A 23,459-nucleotide genomic window follows, 5' to 3' on the forward strand; every position below is an offset into this window, starting at 1 on the left:
AAAAGCCCGTCAGAAGGACGGGCTTTTTTGTCTCCTACGGTTCAGGCCCATACATTCCCCCAGTCGCAACGGTAACGAGAAACTCACGAGCTAGTTCGGGGGTAGGTCGACCACCGAGTGCACCAGGTACGCCATAGGGATTGTCCATCCAGGTGTACCCGTCAGATCGGTCATATTGCAGAAAGTGACCTTCGATTCTGATGGACTCTCCAGACAAAAGATGAGCGGCCAATTCTTCTGGTGTCGGAAGACCCAGCTCCTCCCACGCTTCACGCGCAATACAATCCTGCGCTCGTAGCTCGCGCTCTTTCTGTTTTCGCCGAGCTGCTTCTTCAGCCTCCCACTCTTCAAACTCGGCCATCCAATAATCGTAGGTTTCTCGGTATTCCTGTGCGAGTTCAGGCACGTCAGAAAGAATCAGTGGAATGGTTGCGCCATAGTGTTGTGAGGACTCAACCGTGTGGGCCTCGTTCCCAGCCAATTGACAAACTAGGGCTAGCGATTGCTCTTGGGCGGCTTGGGCTTGGGTGAGGAACCCTAGGGTTTCCAAGTAGCGTTTTTCCATCCAATGCAGTCGTGCTGATAACGCGCATTCAAACGCTTCGTTCACTGCACTGGCTCCCCCTGAGATCCGCCCTGGGCGGCCAGGCCATCCATTGCGGACAGTAGCGTCACCTCATCCACTGCTCCCTCCAGGCGCATAGAGTGCCCTGTGAGGGTGTCAGTGATCTCCAGGGTGGGGGTGGCGACAATGCCCCGGTGCTGTGCATCCGACCGCTGCTGGAACACCTGAGAGGCTACATCTCGGTCCGTGTCGGCACAGTTTCTCAGGGTGTCAGAAGGGATAGTGCCGACCTCGATCTCGGCAGCTAGGCCCTGGCCATTGCCTCGGCTGTGCAGCAGAACCTGGTCGATTGCGGTCCAGAAGGCTTCGGCGCCTCCGAGCTGACCAGCACACTCCACGAGGCGCGCCTCCCGTTCGGCGGCAAAGCCGTGATCCTGGAGCGGGAAGTGGTGCCACTTGAGCTTTACGTCAGGCTGCTGGCTTACCCACCGTTTGAGCTCTGGGGTATATGCCCGGCAATAGGGGCATTCCAGATCTGCGTATTCAGTGATCAACCACCTGGCTGATGCAGGTCCAAAGAACCAGGCTTCTGTGTCAGGTGCTTCGCTTTTAAGTGCTCGAACAACAGGCGGAACCGCCACTAGGGCGACGGCCAGGATGGTCGTGCCGCCGATTATCCTGATTACCTCTGCCCATGACGGCTTGCTCATTCACCTGCCCCTTTTGGAGCTGGGGCAAGCGCCTGCCGGCGAAGTGCGTCGATCAGATCCTCCACAGCCCCTTCCGGTTGGGGATGCTGTTGCAGCCACTCATTCAGGGCGGTTTGGATCAGGGGCATAAGGTCTCGTCGATCGAGGGCATTGTCCTTGATCTGTTGCAGTTCATCGATGAGGACAGGAGCGCAGATCTCCAGGGACTTTAGAGTGTCCTGGCCGGGTTTTTTAAGCAGTTGGGTCAGGCTTTCAATCAAGCTCTGGGTCAGGTGATTCATGACTCTCATGCCATGCTCTCCACGGCCTTAGTTGATACAGGGAAAGTAATGGGGTAGGGGATGAGCCCGCGCTTCCGGTCCAGGTCAGCGGCCACCTCCAGCGCAGCTGTCAACTCGTCGCAGCCACGGGCCTGCATGATGTCGTAGCGCTGCCGCTTTTCCTCCGGCTCGGTCATGGCGAGGGCGAGACACAGGCTGGGAGGGACGACACGGAACAGCAGCTCGATCCGCTTGGCCAGGACAACACCTTCGGTGAACTTCCCGTTCTCCTTCCTGGCCGACAGCATCATGGTCTTCTGTGCCGGCGTCAGCTCGCGGAACCGGGCAATTTTCTCGACCTCATCTGGCGGCATGTTCAGGCAAATCCACCACTCGATCATGTTCAGGAGGGCTGAAGCCTCCTTGGGGACGTCATCGACGTTCTGGGTGGCCATCCAGAACCAGGCGCCGAGCTTCCGCCACATCTTTGTGATCTTCACCGCATAGGGGGAGAGCAGCGGTACCTTCAACTGGATGTGGCCCTCGTCGGTGAAGAAGATCAGTGGCCGGCCTTTGAATTGGTCACGCTCAGCAATGTTGTTCACGGTGTTGAGCAGGGAGATGTAGGCGATGGCCATCTGTGCCTGGTAGCCCTCACGGGCGTAGGTGGCCAGGTCCACAATCGTCACATCCGCCTCGGGCCACGGGGTGCCAGGGCGGTTGAACATCTCCGCCTCGGTACCCATGGTGAACATCCCCATGGCTTCCGCCATTTCCATGAAGCGGTTACGTCGGATCTCGGGCACCTCGGAGTCAGCAGCCATCATTTTCAAGGCTTCGACGATGTCCTCGGTCAGGACTGGGCGATCCTCGCGGACACACAGTTCGGCAGCGTTCAGAATGCACTGGCGGATGGCACTTCGGTCCGCACGGCTCAAGCGAGCATCTTCGCCAGGTTCGCCGCCGGTGATCATCAAGCGTGCAGTGATCTCCAGCTCCCCCAGGATGTCGCGCTGCTCGTCCTCCATGCCCTCAAGAGCACCTGCTAAGTGCTCGTCGGACGCTTCGACGTCGTTGGGATCGAGAACTTTCACCTTCTCTTTATTTTTGACCAGCTGCACCGCATCCACGAACGGGGCCAGGCTGACTCCCGAGCCCGGGGCGAGGCGCACTCGGTTGACGCTCAAACCAAGACGTTTGGCGAACTCGCCCAAAAGGCCGAAGCTGTTACCTGCTTCTACGATGATCATCCTGGGACGGTAAAGAGCCAGTGCCTGTATGATCATGTAGGTGGCCGTTGCGGATTTACCTGCACCTGTAGGACCAAACAAAAACAGGTGTGCGTTCATTTGGCGGTCGTGCTTGTTCAACGGGTCACAGGTCAGTGGTGCACCACCCCGATTGAAAAAAGTGAAACCTGGGTGTCCAGTACCCGTGGAACGCCCCCACACGGGGGCCAGGTTGGCGATATGTTGGGCGAACATCAGCTGGGTGTACCAGTCCATCGCCCGGCGTTCGCTTGGGTCGAAATTGCAGGGCAGCCAGCGGAGATAGCTGTTCAACGGGGCGACTTCATCTTGGGGCTGGACGGGTTGCATGCCCGCGGCGAGAAGCACGTTGCACAGACTGACAGTGCGCTCCTCGAGCACTGTCTGATTTTGGCCGCGGAGGAAGAACGCGACACTGCCACGGTACAGTTTGTGTTTGCGACCCAGGATCGATCGAGCCTCGTCAACATCTTGTCGGGTATGGAGGGAGGCCTGGGTATCTCCCACTGATTTGTGAGCCAGCTTCTCCAGATGTCCTTCGAGTAGATCCTGTGGTGTCGGCACCATGGTGATGCACAGCACCGTATCCTCAGGCAGTCGGTCGAACAGGGAATTCAAGGCGTCCGCTTGCTTCGTTTCACCGGTCAGGTGACCCGTCGTAGGTGCTTTTTTCATCCGATCGAGCATCACCACACGGTGGGGCATGCCATCAAACACCCACAGACCTTTTTTCAGATCCGAGCGAGGCTCGCGAAAACAAAGGGTCTCAGAAAAGTCAGTACCACTCGCCAACGGCAGTTCACCAGGTGCCAATTCGGGTACCGGCTCGCAGACAAGTTCGTAGAAACGGCGAATGTCACGATCAGTCTGGCCAAGGTGGTCAGGGTGGGGGTTGAACCAACGCACCAGCCACTTTTTGATGTCGTTCTCATCCATGCGCCGTGCTGTGACACCGGCATTCGCCAGCGCGCCTTTGAGTCGATCGCAGATGGTTTTCAGGTAGGCGCCAGGGTCCTGACCGCGGACCATGAAATCTTGTTTCTGTACTCGGCGATACACGACCAGTCGGACCTTCCGACTTTGGCCACGCCAAGGCAGGTTGCTCACCGCAGTGTCGATGAATAAACCACCCGGCTTGGAAATCGACTCCAAGTGGTGCCGAAACATCGCCAAGTACAGTTCGCTAAACCCGGTATCTTCTGCTCGGGGCTGAACATAGGCATGCAACCGCTGCAGATAGTCGTCCCAGTTGGTCTCATCCTGGGCATAGAGCTGAACAACCCAGGGAGAGCTTTCCAGTTCATCGAAACTGTCCTGCAGGACACCTTGCAGTGCATCTCGCGCTTGCTCAAGCCAGTCGTCTGAACGTCCTTCGGTACCGATCGGAACCAGTTCGAAAAATGCAGCCTGGGAAACACCATCCTCAAGTAGCATGGATTGCTCCTGGGGCAGGTAGTCGACCCAAGGCAGCAAGTCGACGAACGACGGATTCACTTCATAGAGGCGCGACACATCCTGCTTCGTGGCTGGCCGTCTCTTTGGGTTTTGCCAGTCTGTGGGAGAAGGAATCCCGAGCGCCTGTAGGCGATCCAGGTATCGTTCGACCGCCTCCTCGAGCTTCTCTGCAGTTACGTCTGAGGTGTCATCGATCTGCGACTGCAGTTGAACGGGGGCGTCCAGGTTGTCCTCGACGGTGGGTTCCACCTGCGGCTTGCTGGTGGCCGGGAAGAACCGTTGCAGGAACTTCATTAATAGTCCTCCGTCCGTTCACCGGGCATCGCGTACTGCACGCGTTGGTACATAGGGAACACGGTGGTGTAACCAGGGACCGGTACCGGATCTGTCCCTGCCAGGTGCGGGAACACGTACATGACCAGGTCGGGGTTGGGCAGCCGCTTGAACTGGCTGTAGATCTCGTTCTGAGGCGTGCGGGTAAAGGCGGCGGCACTCGCTCGTTGGCGAACCATCTGAGGCTCATCGAGCGGCCGGCGAAGCTCTTGGCGCGCATCGAGGAGGGTTCGGCTATTGGAGCTCCCTGCACCGCCCATCGTGCCGTGCTGCCATACGTCCATCATGCTGGCGTCTCCGTGGGGGAGCAGCTCGTCTTTATTTGTTGAACACCCACCCAGCAATATGGCGAGCACCACGACCAGCAGGCGCGGCTTAATCGAGGTTTGCGGATACATGATTCGCTCCGGCGTTGTAGTCGACCTTGCGGCCCTTGATCTCGTAGTCGATGGCGAGCTGCTGATCCAGATGGACCGCTACCTTCGCCCCGGGCTGGACGTACACGGCAGCAAAGGCTTCGCCGTAAAGCTTGTTCATCCAGGCGCGGATATCGCTCACACCACCGGTGAGGATGGAACCCATGGCGGAATTTCCCGTCGAGCCCGTTGTCCCGAACGATGTCCCGCCGCTGTTGAACGTCGTCGCACTGGTCTGCTCGTCCGCTTTCAGAAGTTTTGCGATGCCGGCGCCTGCAGCAGTAACCAGCGACTGGTTGGTTAGGTATTCCTTGGCATTGGATCGGCGCTCGCCGGAAATGCACGGGATGCCATAGGCGTCGCTGATCCACCCCAGCCCGCCCTGGATGGATTGCTGGCCATTGCTGCTGTTCTGGTTGTTGTTCTGGCTGCCGTTTGCCTCTTCGGCCGGAGCCGGGAACGAGCGCACGGTGCCGTCGGCGAACACGAACGTCAGGCTGCGGACCTGGCCACGCACGCACGACAACGTCCAGTCCCCCGACGCGGTACCGCTGGCCACCGCGCCGACGACGTCAGGCAGCTCGATGCCGTTGGCGGTCAGGTTGTCTGGACCGATGAGTACCTTGAAGGGGAAGGGGTCGTTAACCGTCCCGTCGATCGGGACCCGACCGATGAGCGCCGACATCGCCACCGAGCCCATCAATGTCGAGTTTTGCGGCAGGGTGTAGGCTTTCCGGACATGCTTGCGCGCATCCTGGGGGGAAATTTCTGCCCCGACGTTCTGCGCGGTGGCGGCGAGAACCGTCTGACCTTTGTCCATGGTGTTGCCGAAGCTGGTGGGGAAGTTGAAGCCACTTGCAACCTGACTAGACCCTGGTGGCAGGGGCTTGCCGTTGGCGTCCACTTGAGTCGCGTCATCGGGTTGAATCCAGACGGTCCCGTTCATGTCTGCCTTTGGGGCATGTTCGAAGCCTGCTCCATCGCCCGGTTGGATACCGATGCCGATGGGCAGATCCTGGCCAGCTCCGTTGGGTGAGTTCTGACTCAAGTTGTTCAACTGATTCTGGAGCTGATCCAGCATGCCTTTGCCCTGGTTCTGAACCTCTTCCTTCAGTTGATCCTTGGCATTGGCGAGCTTGCTGTCGACGTTGTCATCGATGTGCTTCAACCGGCGTTGAAGTTCCTCATTCTGGCTCTTCAACTGTTGGTTGTCGGACAACGCCTGACTGATCTGCTCTTTCAGCCCGCGGCCTTCAGCGACCAGTGTCCTCAGGGTGTCCGCAGGGGTGTCACCGTCGACGCCCAGTCTTCTAGCGTCTCCTGCATCGATCGTCAGCGGTTCGCCCTCGGATGCTTCTTCCAGTTTTGAACGGCCACTGAAGACCAGAAAAAGTGCGACTACCACCGCGGCGGGGACTAGAAATTTCAGCAGTGGGTTACTGGTCAGCGTCATGACCACGGCCTCCTTTCAGTTTTGGGTCGACCTGACTGATCGAGGAGGGCAGCAGTGCCTGCTTTAGGCCCCGGCCCTTGGTCACCAAGTAAAGCGTGGTCGTGTCGCTCGCATTCCCGCGTGCACCCAGATAGGGGTGTTGATAGGTCGCAGTGACGAAGTTGCCCATCAGGTCAGTTGGGTTCATCACCAACTGCTGTACGCTCAGATTGCGCAGCTTGACCGCCGTGACGTAGGTGTCATCGAGCTTCCATGCGCCCAGGGCTGATGCTTCCAAGGGCAAGCCTGGCAAGAGGGTGCTGAGGTCCATCTGCCGATCGATGCGCACCTGGGAGATACCGGCTACCGGTTCGACGGTGCGCAGGGGGGCATACAACATCTGGGCGGCGTAGCGTGTAAGGGCTACGGGTGCGGGTGTTTCGTGACGCGGTGGGGCAGGGATGTCCTCATCATCAGCATCATGGCTTGGGGTTGATGCGGTGGATTCCACGACTCGCGTTGCTGATTGGCCATAGCGTGTGGCAGGTGTCACGCCCGGAATAATCTTGACTGGCTCCAGCGCCGACTGACCTTCTTTCTTAGGGGTTGCGGCGATGTCGACCAGCATGATTTCACCGGTCGCCACATTCTGCAGTTGCAGGCGGGTCGGAGGGATTTCACGAGTGGCCATGAGGTAGACCGTTCCACCAGTGCTCTGGACTCGCAGCGAGCCCACTAGATCCTGTGGCATGCCTACACGGACATTCTGGTCGACAAAAACAATGCGTTCCTTGCCGACCTGCAAGGGGATGGCCAGCGGAATTCGATCCCACTGCATGATTTCGATGGCATGCGCATCAGCCATGGCGGTCAGGCCGATAGCCAAGACCCAGTTGCGAATAGTCATGGCTTGGCTCCTGCTACGGCTGTAAGGTCCACCTCGATGCGCTGGGGATCACTTGCGTAGCAATTCAGCATTAGCCCATAGGGGTTTTTTTCAGGGTCAGCATCTGCCCGCACGACGCTCAGTGGATAGCGAGACAGGGCGCGCTTCACCCGTTCACCGCTGACGTACTCGTCTGCTACAAGATCCAGTTTTACCGTCCAATCATTGATGCTATTGACGACGACCCGTTGCAGGTTCGGATCCGAAATACCCCGGCCTGGGATCTCGGACACACTACGCTCACGCTTGCGCAGCTCGCCGGCATTGCGGCGAAGCTCGTAGTCCTTCTGCAAATACTCCTTGCAGCTTGGGGTGAGGTAGTTGGTCAGCCGATCGATGTTGTCTTGGTAGTCGACATCACCGTCTTTTTCCCAGCGCTGCAGCTGCTGGAAAATGTAGAAGCCGAATGCGTAGACATTCTCGGGCGGTACGTCCCACCACAGACGGGTACTGCCAGAGCGAAGATCTGGCGGTACATGGACGGTGAGTGACCGTGGGGCCGACCACCAACCGTAGGCCAATACCAAGCAGACGGCGGTTATGAGCCCGAGCGCTGTGCGTAAGCTCAGGATGTGCGCGTACTGCGCATCCACCTTTTTTCTGAACGTCATGAGATGTCCTATTTTCCGGTGCGGCGGCAGGTCCAGGCCCCTTCCCGGACAACCAGCGTGGTGTCACCAAGGAATGGAAGGAATGGCGCTCGATGCGTGGCTTGTAACTGGAGTTGGCGGTAGAACCAGGTATCTGGACGGCCACGTTTCAATTGACGAAGAACCCGGCTGGCGACGGTTAGACCCAACACGCCGCCAACCAAGGCGCACGCGATCAGGAGCGCCCAGTTGCCAAACAGGAACGACATTGGAATGCCCAGCACAAAACCTGTGCCTCCGCATGCCGCAATGGTTCCCCATAGTTCGTCTGCGGTGAGGCCGCCCATGACCATGGGCTGCCTGTTTAGGTTATGCGGAAGGAAGTCGAGCGTTCCGTCCTTGAGGTACTGGGTCTCAGCCATGCGAACCTACCCGCTCAAAGCACGCCGGTAGCCTTGGTAACCAGCAAGATGCCCACGCCGATCAGGACGACGCCGACAACTGCGGTCATGCCGAGGTCACGCCACTTCTTCTTGCCCTCATGAATATCGTGGTAAGTGCCGTAGGCATGGTGAGCTACGCCGATCATTGCACCACCAACAACCAGCAGACCAAGCAACATGAAGCCGTCATATGCGTAGTTCTGGATTGTTTGGATCATGTTGGTGCCTTCGCCGCGAGTGGGTGCTTGTGCTCCTGGAAGCGCGGCCTGAGCCAACATGGGGACGGCCGCCAATACGCAAGTGATGGCCAAGAAAATGGACTTAATGTGTTTCGATTTAGACATGGATGCAGTTCCTGGTGGTTTAGCTAAGGACGAGTGCGGAAAGAACTAGAAGCAGAACGAAGATGCGAACCGCTGACGCGCCTGCGGTAGAGCGATCAATGTTCTGGATGGCCCAGCCGCGATAGATGCTGTAAAGGGCCCATGCTGCCCAGAGCATCGAGAGGGCAATGACGATGCTCAGGAAAAAGGTCGAAAACGCCTGGGGTGTTGCGGCGCTGGCAGCGTTGAAAGCAGCGACTTGTGCTCCACTCATACTCATGGCATCCGGCCTCCTGTGAGGGTGTATTTCCCGGCGAGCTCGGCGGGATCCCGTGGTTGGGCACGACTTGGCGTCAGGTACTCCTGCAGGCCTTGGCGAACACGTTCGATGTCGCCGGCCAGGCGCTCGTAGTCGAAGTAGTAACGCTGGCCTGGCTCACTAGAGAGAGCGGCACTGCGGCGTGCTGAGTCCTCCAGGGCATTGAGCTGGCGGATCATGACCTCGATGTTGGTCTGCTCGGACGCGCTTGCAGCTTCTGCCGTGGGCACGGCCAGTAAACTGCCTGTGATGGCGATCAGCGAACCGCAGAGGATGCGGCGTGCTGTTGCAAGGGAGAGAAGGTGCTTGTTCACGGCTGGGCTCTGGCAAGACTGACTATGGGCATCAGGATGCCGAGAGCGCCCGGGAGCGCGCCTCAAGAAATACTTATCTGGGTGGCGTGGAATTTTTTGAGAGGAAAAATTCCTTGCGCCGCCGCATCGGTGGGGCTACTCAGAAGGAATGAAGGCGGGGAGTAGGAGCACAGAATGCCGCATCGGAAACCAGAATCCCCAGCATTCCGGGAGTGGGTAGCTGAGTACTTGAACGTCCACTTCCGGGATGAGGGGGTGCTACGACAATGCAATCCATGCCGCTGAACGGCTGCAGTCTGAAGGGCTGGTGAGTACCGCAGAGCTGATCGATATGATCAAGCGTGCCAATGCTTTGTTACTTGGACTTAATTGATGTGTGCGTTACTCTGCCCGGTTGTCGATGTACTTAAAGTTTTTTGAATATGCCTCGATTTTCGATAAGGTGGTTGCTTCAGTGATATCGTTGTCGTCGTGCTTTAATCTCATATTTGCAACAAAAAATACACTGATAACTGCGAGGAAGGCAGCGGATAAGGTCGTCAATAAAGCCCCTTTTAATGAAAATAATATCCTGGAGACTGCGGAAAATGAGTATTCTAACTCTGGTGCACCTGAGAGAGGCATGAAGCTCAACGGGTAGATTACTCCAGCGAAAAAGATCAGCGAAACGAGGATTAGGGATGCGGCTATTTGCGTTCTAGAATCGGGGGACTGACTAATGGATTCTACGAGGTCAGCTGCAAGAATAGAGTTGTGTTTGGCTTTGGTGTAGATCGCCATATAGTTGCTGGCTACTTTATTCAGTTCCGGCCAAGGTAAAATGTTTGGGACTATTATCGTAGGCTGTTTGTCTCGGATTGATGCCATGTTTTGTTGAAAATGTGAATGCGCCAACCCTATGGGGGCTTGTCTGCGTAGCGCATCCCCTAAAGTAAGCTTTCCTTCAAGACTTCGTTTTTCAAATTCCTCTTTTTTTCTCTTCGCTTCCTCCCGTACAGCAATTTCACGCTCAATCTCTTCTTTGTTTTTTTGGCAACGCTGTACGATCATGCTTTCGATTTTTTCGTTAATTAGACTTTCATCTGAAAACTTTGAAAATTTAAGTTCTCGCATCAACTCGTCACGCTTTTGAAATTCACTGGGGTCTAATTCATGGCAATGATTGCTCAAAAATATTTCCGCTTCATCAAGCGCGGCAGAATTTATAGTGGTGTTGTACCAGTTGATGTTGCACGCCTTCGCGTCGAGCTTGATTTTTCTCCCGTCCGCAATCAACTGTCGCAGTGCTTTTGATTTCTCATGGAAACTGGTTTGGTTCGAAAATATTTTGGTTATGATGAATGCGCCGAATATGCCCGTGATTGCCGCGGCAGATTGTGAGAGAGTACTAAAAAACCAATTCCAGTCAGTCATGATAAAACTCCAATATGGGGCATTTGCTGCAGGCCACAGCCGTATTCGAGCTGTCAGGTGTCAGATAGCCATTATGCTCTTTGCACTTTACCTGAAAATGCCGATATTTGGAGTATGAGTTTGTTCGCTTGTCAATCTATCGTTGTGACGCTAGCGGCTATGGCTACATCATACTATTACTCAGTGATCCGCTCCCGCTAAAAAAATAAGAGATATCCTGTGGGTAACGGGAAGCCATAGGCCCAGCCCTGGGCGTTGTGGTTGCCGATCTTGATCTCGGCGCGGCACACGGGCTGTACGCTGACCAGTGTCCAACCCTCTGCACCCAGCGGAGCCAGAACGCCCTGGATCAGGTTGCCCTCGAGCAGAGCGGTTAAGTCCGGTTCTAGAATCGGGTCGTGCGACGCGAAAAAACCGGCACCCTTCCGATTGCTCTTGAAGGGGATGGCCACGTGCTCGATGCGATGTTCATAGCGCTTGTTCATCTGGAGTCTCCAATGCTTGGGGTGATCGAACTTGAACTCCCAGCAGCTGCGCGCAAGGCGGCGACATAGTGCTCCATCAGCGAAAGCACCAAGCTGTTGATGGCGAGAATCCTCATAGCCCGAGTGACCGATACATAGAGCAGGTTCAGCTCGTCATCGCGCCGAGAGATATCGATATCCGGGGCAAGTAGATCGGCGGCGAAGTCTTCATAGAGTGAAACGAAGTCCCACTCCAGGCCCTTCGATTTATGCGCAGAAGTGAGCGTGATGGTGGCGTCGAGCTCTTTCTCTGACGTACAGGATCGCAACGCAAGGACCCGTTGTGGAAGGTCTGGGTAGGCCGTGATGATCTTGATCGATCGGAGCATCTCGCTGTCTTGGCTGACCTCGGCGATTTCGACGTATTGGCTGTAATTGCGATAATCGCGAAGCAGTTTCTTGTTCTGCACCAGGTCCTGACGCTCTCGACTGAAGTAGAACAAGTCCTCAAGGGTGCGTAGTGAATAGCTGTTGATCCCACCTACCCAATAGATTTTTGGCTTTTCAGCCACCAGGCTCAGTGCATTTTCGATCACGCCAATCACGGTTCGGTGAATGTAGGTCCGATGAGGGAGGCCTTCCGGAAGAGCCTTTTTGACCTGTGTCACTTCTCCCAGGCCCTGGAGCTTTCGAGTCTCGCCTTTGAAGGACAGGATGATGTTCGCCACATGAGCAACCGCAGAGCCAAATCGGAAGCTTTGTGTCAGGTAGTGAGCCTCGGCATCTGCCATCCAAGGCGCGCTAAGCGCGTCTTCAGCACCGCGGAAACGGTAGATCTGCTGGTGACAGTCACCGACAGCAACCTTTCGAATGCGTTGGATGGACACGATGTCAGCAATGACGGGGTTTACATCCTGGGCTTCGTCCAGCAGCACGCAGTCGAAGCGTTGGCTAAGGTCGGGTTTGCTCAGCTGGTACAGTTTCAGATAGCCGTCGTGGGTGATCTGCACAGCCGAGTCCTGCAGGTCGGTCATGCGGTTCCAAATGTGCTGCGCGTCAGCAAGCCCACGCTTTAGATACTGCTCCTGAGCTGTTGTCAGCCAGGAGCGATCACGGAATCTTGGGAAGTGATTTCGTCCAATGTGATCGTCTGCACTGGCCATGTAGTTGTTGACGGTGCTGACCACATCCCTGACAAGTTCCCAGTCCTGGGAATTGAGTGCACTGGCAACGTCCGTCAAGCGCAGGTTCTCCGTCTGCTTATGACTGAATTGCGTGCCATACACGGCGTAAGCCAACCCATGAGCAGTCTTGTTCACCACATTCCTGGGAAAGCGGCCTTTGGCTGCGATCTCCACCGATTTGTTGTAGCAGAGGTAAAGGATCCTGAGGTTCGAGTGTTGTTGCGCGTATCCCACAAGCGTGGTGGTTTTACCGCTGCCAGCCCCGGCCTGGATCAGCAGCTTCTCAGCATTTGAACGAATAATGGGGAGTTGCTCTTGGGTCCATTGCATGACGCTTCCTCACAGGTATTTCTTGAAGGTGCCGGCAGTGATGCTCACCGCGATGCCCAATAGGGCCGCGCAGGGGAGCAGAACCAGCATCGGGCTGATGCTGATCGGGAGGGCTAGGTAGAACGTCCAGGGAAAGATGGCCAACGGTATGATGGTTCCGCGTGCCTTGTGGTAGAGGTAGCTGGATTCCCGACCCGCGCCGAACCTCCGCAGATCACGGCGAACCAGGCCATCGACCAAGCCAGTGAACGCGGCCAGGGCGAACAGAGGAATGGTCAAGGCAAGGACTACCAGGCGCACGCAGAAAATCAGAACGGTGAACAGGGCCGCCAGGGCGTAGTTCTGGATGGTCGTCACACTCTGCGCCGCCAGATAGCGCACATCCAGCTCGCCCCGGGGGCCTGCATTGGCCACATTTTCCATGCCCTGGACCCAGCTGAGCATCCCGGTTTTTACCACCAGCCAGCTGTAGGCCTCGGTGACCAACCAGGTGGCGGTACGGCCGGGCTCCTGGACGATGGCACTGTGCAGGAACCCCTGCGACAACCAGCTCAGCTCTGTCATCAACATGTGTTGGCCATGCCGCCACCCGGCCTCGGGCCAGAAGAAATAGAGGCAGATCCCGTCAACTACGATCGCAGTGAACAGCGATCCGAACATGACGCCAAGGAAGTAGAACGGGAATCCGATAATTTTGCTGAACAGCGACTCCTGCTGTTCTTGCTGATGCTGCGCCCGCTTGGAGACGTCATCTGCTGCCATGGCCTTCCCCTCACGCTACTTCGTCGGTTGCGACATGACGGAAGTCGTCCACCAGGTCTTCAGGGAGAGCGGATTTAAGGTCTTGATAGCCAGGCGCTTCCCACCATTCGCTCGAGGCTGCAGCCGATCGGCGCATTCCCGTCGCGATGTCTTGCAGGCTGGCAGGCAGGATATCGTCAGGGTCGTTTGCCGGCAGTGGCATCCGGATCTTCCACAGGTTGCCGCCCTCGATCAGGGCGAAGCATTGGCCTTTGGGCAGGCCCACGACGTGCGCAGGCTCGATCATCGGCACACTGGTCAGCTGCACCGAGTCATTGGTGTTCGAGGTGAACGCCGTTTTGCCGTTCACTGAGTCGTTGGCACTGCTCGCGGGGGTGCTGTTGTAGATCTGCACCTTCGGTAGTTGATTGGTGAGCAGCTCGGCCGTGGCGGTTTCGCGCACTCGCAGCATGAAGAGGTTGTTGAAGTTGCCGATCACCTGGCCGGCCTTCGCCTTCGAGCCGATCTTCGCCTCGATGTCGCTCAAGGTCTGGGTGTAGGCGGTTACCTGAATGCCGGCGCCGCCCGCCTTGTTCACCATCGGAATGAATTCGTCACCGATCAGTTCGTTGAATTCGTCGGCATGGAGGTTGATACGCACCTTGCCACCTGCCATGTGGCCTGGCAGTCCATCGTCGATTCCATGCTTGTAGATGTGGCCAGCGACGGAGACCAGGTCACTGAACATTGAGTTGCCCACAGCTGCGGCGACCTCGGTGTCGGACAGCGCGTCCAGGCCGACATACACCACGGCGCGCTTTCGGATCACCTGCATCCAGTCGAAGATTGGCCGCTGATCGTTGAGGTCCAGATAGTCGGGTGCGAGCAGCTCGGCGATCCGTCCCGTGGTGAGCTTCTCCAGGAGCGGCAGCAGCGAGGCGACGATCTTGTCGAAATAGGTCTTGTCGTAGCGCACGGCGCTGCGTAGACCGTCCATCACGGAGTCGTTGACACGTTTCAGTGTCAGATACTGATCGATGGCCACCACTCGAAATGGGCGATCCTTCATCGCGAAGGACAAGTTCTTACGATCGATCTTCCCCTCCAGAGCGACGATGGTCTCCCAGGCCTTTGGGTCGTGGTCCGCGAAGTACTTCTGGGCGTATTCGATGAACAGCTCGTCAATGTTGATAACGTGCCGGCGGATCTGTTCGTAGTCGGGGCGACGGCCCAGGGCAACTAGCGACTGCGCGATGATGTTGACGAAACGCCAGGCGAACTCGCGAAAGGCTGCCGAATTGCCTTCGCCGGAGAGCTGGCCAGCGATACGCGTGGCCACCTCGCTGATCCGGCCAAAGCGGCCAATGGCGTTGTAGCGGGCGGAAATGTCCGGCCAGCCAAGATGGAAAACATAGAACTCATCCAGGCGCCCGGCGCGCTCGCACTCAACGTACATGCGCTTGAGCAGATCGGCGTCACCTTTGGGGTCGAACACAATGACGACTTCATGATCAGCGGCTTGAGCTGGTTGCTGCCGACGTGCCCACCGATGTCGGGCTTGGCTCCGTCGTCCCATGTGTACCCGGCGCCCACGGCGATGGGTGCGGCGGATGTCTTGTGTGATGAATACCTCGGCCAGGCGTGTCTTACCGACACGGGTCGTGCCGAACACGATGGTATGCCCAACCCGTTCGCCCAGGGGAAGGCTGACATTTTGTTCATCGGGCTCGATACCATGCAGTCTCGGTAGGCCACCCACGGGAGGCAGTGGCCTGGCGGGATTCCAACTGGAGTCCCAACTGGTGAGTTTTGTGATGGCCTTCAGTGGGAAGGGGGCGAATTCCAAGCGCTCTTCAGCCAGCCGCGCCCGGGTGTACAACTTGGTCGGCTCCACATACGACGCGTACTGAGGCAGGTAAGTATCAGCGAGTCGCTGCGTGTGCTTCTGTGTCCAGCGGAAGCCCCGGCCGATGAACAGGCGCTCATTGCTGATCGGCATCTCGGTGCTGGTCATGGTGTAGTGAGGAAGACGCCGGAGGTTGGCCTGGTAGCGCAGGACCACTCTGGCCTGAAGCAGCCGGACAGTGCCGATGTAGGCAAAGCCGAGTGCAGCCACTAACCCGAACAGGGGAGTCAGCGCGAAGGCCCAGGGAGCACCGATGCACAGGGCGGCTGCGACATAACAGACAGCCGTGGTGAACAGCTCGACGGGCGGTCGGAGGAGTGACTCAAGGGTGTAGGTGGCCATGTGGTCACGCCCTCATGAGGTTGACTAGAGAGATGGCTTCGCTGCGAGCCACTTCGATCTGCTCTGGGGTGAGGCGTTCGGCCAGGCGCTGCGCGAAGGCGATCTCATTGATCCCTGACAGCCCGGTCACGCGGCCACCGTAAAGCTCGCTCACGTGCCGGATCTGTTCGAGCATCTGTTCTCGTCCTGGACGGTTTACCGGGTGGCTGATGACCAGCGTGATAATGGGCGAGCGCATCGGGACCTCACTGCTGGAGGGTGGTGGAGGTGATGAGGACCGGATAGTGCTGCAGGCCCAGTCGTACGGCGATGTCGGAGGCTGGTACCGGCATTACCTGCAGGCCCGGTGCCCAGCGTCGGACAACCTCGAGGCGATCGGCGCTGGCGACGTTCACCACCAAGCCCACCGCCTGCAATCGCTGCAGGTCCTGGAGCTTCTGGCTGAGCCACGTTTGTGAGAGCTGGTCATCACCGATCAGGAACATGGGTTGTAGGCCTGGCGCGTTGATCACTCGCCCTTGAACGGTGCCTGGGCGCAGTTCGGGGGTCTCTACGGGGAAGGCACCGGTCGTTTGGAGGCCTGTCACAGGAGGCGGCTGGGTGGGCTCGGGCTCCAGGTCCTGGTAGTACGGCAGCGCGGATGTACCGCCGTAATCAGCAACGACCGTCAATTCCGCTGCGGCGGCACTGCTGATGGTTACGGTAGCGCTGGCCAGCGTAGCGAGGGCCAGGATGGGCAGCGCTCGAAGCGCCCTGAGAAAAGGTAGGTTGCTCTTTGTCATGGAGTCGTGGCCAAGAAATTGATGCCGGTGACGCGGCTAAGGTGCTTCGCGAAGTAGCCGCGGTATCGTGCGGCGGGGGCACCGCCCGCTGGTCGGTGATAGCGGCCAGCGGCATCGATCCAGCTCCCACCCTTAGCCTTCTGTTCGGCCAGAATCTGGGCTGTCACAGTCAGGTTTTTGTAGGGGTCGAGGCCTTCGCATGGCGAGGTATAACGATGCCCGTTGGCCTTGATATTGGTTTGCCCAAGGCCAACGTCGACCCGAGCGGGGCCGACGATTGCGATAGCCATGTTCAATGCCCTGCAGGCATCTGCCCTGGTTGCAAACCGGTAGCCCTTGCCCGCGACATTCAATGTCCAGGGCCAGGGCACGAGCTGACCGCGTAGTTTGGTGCCACTCTCCTGCAGCGCCACGGAGTACAGAACAGCAGGCGGAACGCCGTGCAGGATTGCGATCGACTTGTACGCCGGCGGCGGATCCTCGGCTGCGGTGGCCATGCCAGTGGCAGCGATTATGAGCACCAAGGCCGCCCCGTACCGGCTCACTGGCGCTGCCATTGGCCGCCAACCTGAGTCACTGACGCGGGAAGATCGCCGCCAAGGCCCAGACGGAGCCAGCGTCCCTTGTCATGATTGAGGGTGATCAGTCGGCTTTTAACGCTACTGGGTTCGACCCCGGCGAGAATGGCCCAACGGCGAATCCTCTCATCATCATTCTGGCTCCCGACGAAGTAGAGATCGAACGGAGTCCGGGCAGCCTGAAGTTGTTTGACCTGTTCGATACAGGCCTGGCAGTTCTCTTTCACGAACACGGCCAGTCGACCATTACCTTGTAGGCTCGGCCCGCTCACGGTGGTGTGTGACTGGACAGGTGCGGACGACAGTTCAATCGTCTTCTCCCCTGGGAAGAGTCGTTTATACGCCTCATCAAAGGCCCGTTGATACGCGAGCTCTTTCTCCACTCGCTGGCGTTCAGCCTTGACCTGCAGCTCGGCAAAGCGGCGCCGTTCTTCGTCCGACCGCGCTTCTATGCCGAGGGCAGTCAGAGGGTCCAGGCCTGGACTCCAGATCCCGCGAGGCCCCTGCATCAGTTCCTGATAGCGTTCAAATTCTTTATTTGTGAGCCCCCATTCCTTGGCCAATCGGTCCTGCAGCTTGCTCTGGCCGGCTGCACTTTCAGCCGAGAACTGTTGCTGGCTGCTGGAGGTGTTGCTCGTTGGGGCCGCTACGGCGGGGCCCGCCAACCAACTCCCGGTGGCTGCGACGGCACTACCCGTCAACCAATAGGCACAAGCGATGGAGCAGATGATCTGTCGGTACATGGCTCAGGTCGTCTCAGGGGTGGATGTTCAGGGTTCGGGTTGCGCCGTCGACATCAAATGTGGCTGTACGGTCATTGACGGACTTGAGGTGCCAGGTGCTGCCACTGACAAACTCCCCTGGACGGATCAGGTAGATCTGGCTCAGTCGTGTGCTGCCTGATGGAGCGATGGCGAGGAAGCGTTCGCCGCCGCGGTATTCGAGCCCCACCATCTGGAATGGAGGAGGCGCTGATGGCACAGGCGGCACTTTGGCGATGGCGGCTTTGGGTTTTGGCTTGGGGGGCGATTGAGGTTTCGTCGTGACTACTGCGGTGGCCCGGGATGCCGCCATTTTTTGCATTTTGCCCGTAAGGGTTTCGAGATCGGCTTTCAGGACCACCAGTTCGCTGGCACTGGCTGACGTCCGGGCCATGTCTTGGGCTTGGGCTGCCGCCGCCTGTGCGGCATCGATTCGCATCGCTAGCGCTTGTTGGCTGGCACGGAAATCGTCCATCGAGACCATCGGTTTGCCGGCGACAGTGTCGAGTCGATCATCGATCCCGCTCAGTCGGCTTTGCAGCGCATTAAGCGTGGTTTTATCCGCCGCCTCGGTGACCGTGCTGCGCAATGTTGCGAGCTGGTATTGCTGGTACAGCAAGGCGGCGCCGAGGGCGATTCCCCCCAGGGCGATGAGCAGTTTTTTTCTGGACGGCAAATTTGGCAGGTTCATGGGTGTCCTCTCGAAGCCGAGTACACCCTGGCGCAGATGTGATTCCGTTTCAGCAGAAAATGCTTAGCTCAGCTGCTTGGAATTTTTTAGCAAAGCCGGATGCCATTCCTGCTCAAGGCATCCGTCTCTCAAACCAGGCACATCACCTGGCCTTTGTACCTTAGGCCCACCTGAAGTACTAAAGCGTGTCTTGTTGGATAACTCTTGTTGGAGCGCCCTACCTGCGAACCTTCGCGGACAATTGCCCCAGTAATTATCAAAAAGGCTGTGCAGTGTGTGCTCAAGTTTTAATAGCTTATGAATTGAATCTGATTTCAAGCGGCGAGACGGAGTCCCTGTTATGCAAAGCGATGCAATGCTTTTGGATTGGATGGTTGAGCATGTCGATCTTGTTTGTCGTTATTTAATTACAGATATAAGACCGTCTGAGAGTGTGTGCGAAGCATCGATATGATCATATGCCTTGGTATGATCCTCCGCCTCAATGAAACCATCATTCGTCTTTTCAGCTGCTCCCGCATCTGCCAAAGTTTTGAAAGAAATATAGGCATCTATACAGCGCAATTTCTGCTGCTGATCCACAGATTCGTCAATGAGCGATGGGATGCAGAACTTTTGCGCTAGCGGAATATGCCCACTCCAAAAGAAATAGAACGGTTAGGTAGAGTATAGGTAGCTGCAATAATGAGTGTATAAAACTTGTTGGGGTTTTGGCTATAGCAAATGGAACTCTATTAAGATTTAGAATGCAAGTGAGCAAAGCAATCTGGTGAATCTACGCCCTGATCGTATGCATTGGGCGTGGTGGTTTTTAAGAATCGTCTTATATCAAATCGTCTTATTTTGCATTAATGTCGTAACATGCGACTTAAAACTTATCTCCAACAGATCAATCCTTTACTTTCCAATCCAAGGGCGGTGCGCCGATTGCTATGGATGCTGGTGTTAGTTTTGGCTGCCGGTATTATTGGTGCATCCTATAATTTCTTGTTGTTTAGTTTCAATAACGATATCTCACAGCGGCGTGGCTATATGAGTAGCGCCATTGCAGAGGCTCACACATTTTTCACTAATCGTGAGGCGTTGTTGGAGGCCTTGAGCTTATCGGCAATACCTCAGGCCTCGGCGGGTTCCACTCTTCGCCCACTAAGGCGATCCTCAGAATTTAAACATTATCTTGGCGATATCTCGGATAAGCGTTGGAGCTTCTGGTTGACAAGCCGAATGTCTGCCTATCTGGAAGACAAGGATGTTAACTTGCTGTATGTAGGGAGTGGGCCGCAGGGGCGAGTACTCTGGTTGTACAGCAACGATAATAAAACCGAAGGTTTGCCGCCCAAGCTACTGGAACGACTACGCGAAGCTCTGCTCAAAAAAACGAGTCCGCCTAATGAATTGTGGCTTGCGGAACGTGATGCTGTACGGTCACGTTTGTTCGTATTCCGGCGTCTAGACGAAAGTGATCTCGACTCAGGTTGGTTAGGTCTGGAAATAGACACTCAAACGATATCGCCCGCCTTGGTAGATGCCAGTTCAGGTCAGTTCATGATGTTTAATGGTGATGGCTTATTAGTCTTCACTAATAGCACTGACCAAGAGTTAAATCAGTCGTTACGCAAGCATCGAGATGTCGATTTTTTCGGCCTAGTAGGAAGCGGGCTACTGCCCAGTCACTTAGTGATAAGCAAGCCATTGATGTCGACAGATTGGCAGTTGGTTTATGCAATCAGTCTCATGGATATTTTTGTCGGTCTTTGGAAGCAATTGCTTGGTGCGTTACTGTTTTGTGCCCTGAGTATTGGGTTGCTGGTGGTTTTAATTCAGCGGTTTGAACAGCGTTTTATCGTTCCCACAGTGCAGCGGATACGGGCGGTTGTTGAAAGCGAGATGTTTAGCCGTGATGTAATTGAAACTGCTCCGGTCGCCTTGTGTGTGGTGCGCTGCAGCGATAGGAAGATAGTGTTGCAGAACTATCTAGCTCAACAGTGGTTAGGGAAAGAAAAACATTTTGAAGCGCGAAGTACAGAATGGGTTCGGCATGTTCTTGAGCGAGAAGAAGGCCAGTATAGCGAATACTTTGAAAGCGCTGAGGGACGCCACCTTTACCTTAGCTGCGCTGCTACCCGGTACATGAGTGAGGATGTGGTTCTCTGCGCCTTCAGCGATATTAGTACGCGTAAGCAAATTGAGGCCGCATTAGAGGAAGCCCGGCGTGCTTCAGATGCTGCCAATGAGGCAAAGACTCAATTCCTTGCTACGATGAGCCATGAAATTCGTACGCCTTTGTATGGGGTATTGGGAACGTTGGAATTGCTGTCGCGTACTACGCTGGATCCGCAGCAGCGCGATTATCTCAGAGCTATTCAAGGCTCTTCCTCGACTCTGTTACAACTAATTTGCGATGTGTTGGATGTGTCAAAAATTGAGGCTGGACAACTGGCTTTCGATCTGAACGAATTTAACGCCTTGGATTTAATTCAAGAGGTAATTCAGGGTTACAGTGCGGCAGCAAAAAGTAAAGGTTTACAGCTATATTCTTGTTTGGATCCTCGGTTGCCAGAGAGACTTGTCGGCGATGCTACTCGCATACGGCAGATACTTAATAATTTGCTGAGTAATGCCGTGAAGTTCACGGATTGCGGGCGCATCGTTCTTCGGGTAAAGCTACTAAGTCGCGATGGAGAACGTTCATGTATTTTATGGCAAGTATCTGATTCCGGTAAGGGGATTGCCGAAAAAGATCAACCTTTTATATTTGATCCGTTCTATCAAGTTGAGGGGAATAGCACCAATGTTATCCCTGGCACTGGTTTAGGACTACCTATCTGTCAGCGTCTGACACAGCTAATGAATGGGCAACTAAGGGTGATTAGTGAGCTCGGCTTGGGAACAAGCTTCAGCCTTATACTCCCGTTGGAGGTTGCGCCTGAGCAGGGCATTGCGTCCTTTAATTTACTAGCTCAGCCTATCCATGTCGTGTCTCCCGTCAATGAGCTGGCCCAAACAATCACCGGCTGGCTGTGCCGATGGGGAGCACGCGCTCAAGTAGATTCTATACTGTCTGATGGACGTCATGATGGTGAGTTATTGCTTGAATTGCACCCCGGAGATGTCGAACCTACTGTTTTCAAGAATTGGCCGGGGCCTCGAATAGTAGCGAGTGCTTACGACTGTTGGGAGGCCAAGCCAGAGCTGCAACAATGGCAAATCAATCTCAACGATTTACGCGCACTTCATAAAGCTGTTAGCCAAGCGCAGGGTTTAAGGCCAGATGAAGGCGAGGCGTCACTTCCTGCTAGTCTGCATGAATGTTTGGGGCTGCATGTGTTGGTGGCAGAAGATAACGTAATTAATCAATTGATTTTGCGTGATCAACTTAAAGAATTTGGGTGTAGTGTTGTTTTGGCTAATGATGGCGAAGAGGCTTTGCATCATTGGGAGCGCGAAAATTTTGATCTTGTTTTAACAGATATTAATATGCCCGTTATGAATGGGTATGAACTCGCCCGGGCTCTACGCAAGCAAGGCTGTGATTTACCTATTATCGGCGCTACCGCAAACGCTTTACGTGGAGAGGAAGAGTTATGCTTAGCGGCGGGGATGGACCGCTGCCTAATAAAACCCATTAATCTCCAGGTCTTAGGTAGCTGCCTAGGGCAGTATAGAGGTAGGCATGTTGAAAAAATTTAATATTTTGATTGTGGAAGATCACCCGTTTCAGCATATGTATATTCAGCATCTTTTTAGTGAGCTTGGTAGTTTTAACCTAGAGACTGCGCGGGATGGCAAAGAAGCACTAGAGTGCATGCGGAAGGTAAATTTTGATCTTGTTCTAACCGATCTGCTAATGCCAGGTATGGACGGCGTGCAATTTATCCAGCATCTTAATGAGTTACCTCAAAAGCCTGGGCTGGCAATAATGAGTGCTGCATCTCGGAGAATGCTTTTAGCGGCTAGTCTAGTTGCGAAAAATCTTGGCGTGGACGTGCTGGGCTTGATCTCGAAGCCGGTCGAACCTTCTGCATTGCGTAGCCTAATTGATCAGTTGCATTTGCGGTGTCAATCTATCGCCATTAGTACCCCATCGGCCTTTGAATTCGATCGCCTGACCTTGCTAAATGCTCTAGACGGTTTTGCTTTTCAAGCCTGGTTTCAACCCAAAAAATCCTTAAGCAATGGCCGTATTGTCTCCGCTGAAGCTTTGGTGCGCTGGATCCATCCGGAAAAGGGTGTGCTTTTACCCGCAACATTCTTACCAGCAATCAATGCTTTTGGCTTGGAGGAACGGCTTTTATGGGTAGTGCTAGAGCAAGCAATAGTAGCTCAAGCGCTCTGGCGTGACCGAGGCTATGACATACCAGTATCTATTAATTTGCCGACGCACCTCCTGAGTAGCCATGATTTAGCTGACCGACTCCTAGAGTTCGTTCTGCGTCATCAGGGGATCCCTAGCAAATTATGCTTTGAGCTTATGGAGTGCTCTGTTCCAGAGCAGTTGAGCAATTTTTATGCTGGCGCCTGCCGACTTAGAATGAAAGGTTTCGGTTTATCTCAAGATGACTTCGGTAAGGGCTACAGCTCCTACATGAGTCTCGTCTCTACCCCGTTTACGGAGCTTAAGATCGATCGTGCACTAGTCCGGCGCTGCCATGAATGTGAAAGCTTGACATCTGGCCTCACTAGTATTATAGCGCTAGGCCGTAAGCTCGGTCTGACTGTAGTCGCTGAAGGCGTTGAGACAGCTCAAGAGCTTGAGACGTTACGCAAAGCTGAGTGCAATCAGGTGCAAGGTTTTCTTATTTCGCACGCTGTGTCCGCCGAGCAATTCCAGGTCTTACTCCGTAACGACGGTCCCCCGGCAAACAGATAATCTAACCTTGCTCTATTGGAGTA

24 protein-coding genes are annotated in these 23,459 nt (G+C 55.6%); 2 read left to right on the plus strand and 22 right to left on the minus strand.

Features of this window, described 5'->3' with window-relative positions; translation table 11 throughout:
* Positions 1-34 precede the first annotated feature (34 nt).
* The 22 genes from DQ397_RS20995 to DQ397_RS21100 form a co-directional block, all read right to left on the minus strand.
* Complete coding sequence (locus tag DQ397_RS20995; RefSeq protein ID WP_043209482.1) at positions 35-610, minus strand: hypothetical protein; 576 nt, start codon at positions 608-610, stop codon at positions 35-37.
* Positions 607-1,275, minus strand: a complete 669-nt coding sequence (locus DQ397_RS21000) for a thioredoxin domain-containing protein (RefSeq protein ID WP_043209481.1) — start codon at positions 1,273-1,275, stop codon at positions 607-609. Before DQ397_RS21000 ends, DQ397_RS20995 begins: the two co-directional genes overlap by 4 nt.
* Positions 1,272-1,565: a hypothetical protein gene (locus DQ397_RS21005; protein ID WP_043209479.1), complete on the minus strand. Its 294-nt coding sequence runs from the start codon at positions 1,563-1,565 to the stop codon at positions 1,272-1,274. Before DQ397_RS21005 ends, DQ397_RS21000 begins: the two co-directional genes overlap by 4 nt.
* Positions 1,562-4,552: a conjugative transfer ATPase gene (locus DQ397_RS21010; protein ID WP_052352435.1), complete on the minus strand. Its 2,991-nt coding sequence runs from the start codon at positions 4,550-4,552 to the stop codon at positions 1,562-1,564. Before DQ397_RS21010 ends, DQ397_RS21005 begins: the two co-directional genes overlap by 4 nt.
* A complete protein-coding gene (locus DQ397_RS21015; protein ID WP_043209476.1) occupies positions 4,552-4,989 on the minus strand; it encodes a TIGR03751 family conjugal transfer lipoprotein in 438 nt (145 codons plus the stop codon). The genes DQ397_RS21010 and DQ397_RS21015 overlap by 1 nt, the downstream gene beginning before the upstream one ends.
* Positions 4,967-6,460, minus strand: a complete 1,494-nt coding sequence (locus DQ397_RS21020) for a TIGR03752 family integrating conjugative element protein (RefSeq protein WP_148921612.1) — start codon at positions 6,458-6,460, stop codon at positions 4,967-4,969. The genes DQ397_RS21015 and DQ397_RS21020 overlap by 23 nt, the downstream gene beginning before the upstream one ends.
* The gene (locus DQ397_RS21025; protein ID WP_052352434.1) at positions 6,444-7,346 is read right to left on the minus strand and encodes a TIGR03749 family integrating conjugative element protein; all 903 of its coding nucleotides are present in this window, start codon (positions 7,344-7,346) and stop codon (positions 6,444-6,446) included. Before DQ397_RS21025 ends, DQ397_RS21020 begins: the two co-directional genes overlap by 17 nt.
* Positions 7,343-7,996 carry a PFL_4703 family integrating conjugative element protein gene (locus tag DQ397_RS21030; RefSeq protein ID WP_043209475.1) on the minus strand — a complete coding sequence of 218 codons (654 nt, stop codon included), beginning with the start codon at positions 7,994-7,996 and terminating at the stop codon, positions 7,343-7,345. Before DQ397_RS21030 ends, DQ397_RS21025 begins: the two co-directional genes overlap by 4 nt.
* An 8-nt stretch (positions 7,997-8,004) precedes the next feature.
* Positions 8,005-8,397 carry a TIGR03750 family conjugal transfer protein gene (locus tag DQ397_RS21035; RefSeq protein WP_043209474.1) on the minus strand — a complete coding sequence of 131 codons (393 nt, stop codon included), beginning with the start codon at positions 8,395-8,397 and terminating at the stop codon, positions 8,005-8,007.
* Positions 8,398-8,411: 14 nt separating this feature from the next.
* Positions 8,412-8,762 (minus strand): TIGR03745 family integrating conjugative element membrane protein, encoded by a 351-nt coding sequence (locus tag DQ397_RS21040; protein WP_043209473.1) that lies wholly within the window; start codon positions 8,760-8,762, stop codon positions 8,412-8,414.
* 19 nt (positions 8,763-8,781) lie between these two features.
* On the minus strand, positions 8,782-9,021 hold the full coding sequence (locus DQ397_RS21045; RefSeq protein ID WP_043209472.1) for a TIGR03758 family integrating conjugative element protein: 240 nt from the start codon (positions 9,019-9,021) through the stop codon (positions 8,782-8,784).
* Positions 9,018-9,335 carry an RAQPRD family integrative conjugative element protein gene (locus DQ397_RS21050; protein WP_238556610.1) on the minus strand — a complete coding sequence of 106 codons (318 nt, stop codon included), beginning with the start codon at positions 9,333-9,335 and terminating at the stop codon, positions 9,018-9,020. The genes DQ397_RS21045 and DQ397_RS21050 overlap by 4 nt, the downstream gene beginning before the upstream one ends.
* A 420-nt stretch (positions 9,336-9,755) precedes the next feature.
* Complete coding sequence (locus DQ397_RS21055; RefSeq protein ID WP_043209469.1) at positions 9,756-10,787, minus strand: hypothetical protein; 1,032 nt, start codon at positions 10,785-10,787, stop codon at positions 9,756-9,758.
* A 197-nt stretch (positions 10,788-10,984) separates the two neighbouring features.
* The gene (locus DQ397_RS21060) at positions 10,985-11,272 is read right to left on the minus strand and encodes a hypothetical protein (protein WP_043209468.1); all 288 of its coding nucleotides are present in this window, start codon (positions 11,270-11,272) and stop codon (positions 10,985-10,987) included.
* A complete protein-coding gene (locus tag DQ397_RS21065; RefSeq protein WP_052352433.1) occupies positions 11,269-12,765 on the minus strand; it encodes a UvrD-helicase domain-containing protein in 1,497 nt (498 codons plus the stop codon). Before DQ397_RS21065 ends, DQ397_RS21060 begins: the two co-directional genes overlap by 4 nt.
* A gap of 9 nt (positions 12,766-12,774) precedes the next feature.
* The gene (locus tag DQ397_RS21070) at positions 12,775-13,527 is read right to left on the minus strand and encodes a TIGR03747 family integrating conjugative element membrane protein (RefSeq protein WP_043209467.1); all 753 of its coding nucleotides are present in this window, start codon (positions 13,525-13,527) and stop codon (positions 12,775-12,777) included.
* Positions 13,528-13,537: 10 nt separating this feature from the next.
* Positions 13,538-15,754 carry a type IV conjugative transfer system coupling protein TraD gene (traD, locus tag DQ397_RS21075; protein ID WP_043209466.1) on the minus strand — a complete coding sequence of 739 codons (2,217 nt, stop codon included), beginning with the start codon at positions 15,752-15,754 and terminating at the stop codon, positions 13,538-13,540.
* 4 nt (positions 15,755-15,758) lie between these two features.
* Positions 15,759-15,992 carry a hypothetical protein gene (locus DQ397_RS21080; protein WP_148921613.1) on the minus strand — a complete coding sequence of 78 codons (234 nt, stop codon included), beginning with the start codon at positions 15,990-15,992 and terminating at the stop codon, positions 15,759-15,761.
* Between the two features lie 7 nt (positions 15,993-15,999).
* Positions 16,000-16,536, minus strand: coding sequence for an integrating conjugative element protein (locus DQ397_RS21085; RefSeq protein ID WP_080642076.1), 537 nt, complete (start codon positions 16,534-16,536; stop codon positions 16,000-16,002).
* On the minus strand, positions 16,533-17,093 hold the full coding sequence (locus DQ397_RS21090) for a lytic transglycosylase (protein ID WP_043209465.1): 561 nt from the start codon (positions 17,091-17,093) through the stop codon (positions 16,533-16,535). Before DQ397_RS21090 ends, DQ397_RS21085 begins: the two co-directional genes overlap by 4 nt.
* The gene (locus tag DQ397_RS21095; RefSeq protein ID WP_043209463.1) at positions 17,078-17,857 is read right to left on the minus strand and encodes a TIGR03759 family integrating conjugative element protein; all 780 of its coding nucleotides are present in this window, start codon (positions 17,855-17,857) and stop codon (positions 17,078-17,080) included. The genes DQ397_RS21090 and DQ397_RS21095 overlap by 16 nt, the downstream gene beginning before the upstream one ends.
* Positions 17,858-17,870: 13 nt before the next feature.
* On the minus strand, positions 17,871-18,566 hold the full coding sequence (locus DQ397_RS21100) for a hypothetical protein (RefSeq protein WP_052352432.1): 696 nt from the start codon (positions 18,564-18,566) through the stop codon (positions 17,871-17,873).
* Positions 18,567-19,427: 861 nt separating this feature from the next.
* Here DQ397_RS21100 and DQ397_RS21105 point away from each other — a divergent pair.
* Both DQ397_RS21105 and DQ397_RS21110 read left to right on the plus strand, forming a co-directional pair.
* Positions 19,428-22,256: an ATP-binding protein gene (locus DQ397_RS21105; RefSeq protein ID WP_148921614.1), complete on the plus strand. Its 2,829-nt coding sequence runs from the start codon at positions 19,428-19,430 to the stop codon at positions 22,254-22,256.
* Positions 22,243-23,436 carry an EAL domain-containing protein gene (locus DQ397_RS21110; protein WP_043209548.1) on the plus strand — a complete coding sequence of 398 codons (1,194 nt, stop codon included), beginning with the start codon at positions 22,243-22,245 and terminating at the stop codon, positions 23,434-23,436. Before DQ397_RS21105 ends, DQ397_RS21110 begins: the two co-directional genes overlap by 14 nt.
* Positions 23,437-23,459 lie beyond the last annotated feature (23 nt).

This window comes from Pseudomonas sp. CK-NBRI-02 (assembly GCF_008124495.1).
Classification (GTDB): domain Bacteria; phylum Pseudomonadota; class Gammaproteobacteria; order Pseudomonadales; family Pseudomonadaceae; genus Aquipseudomonas; species Aquipseudomonas guariconensis.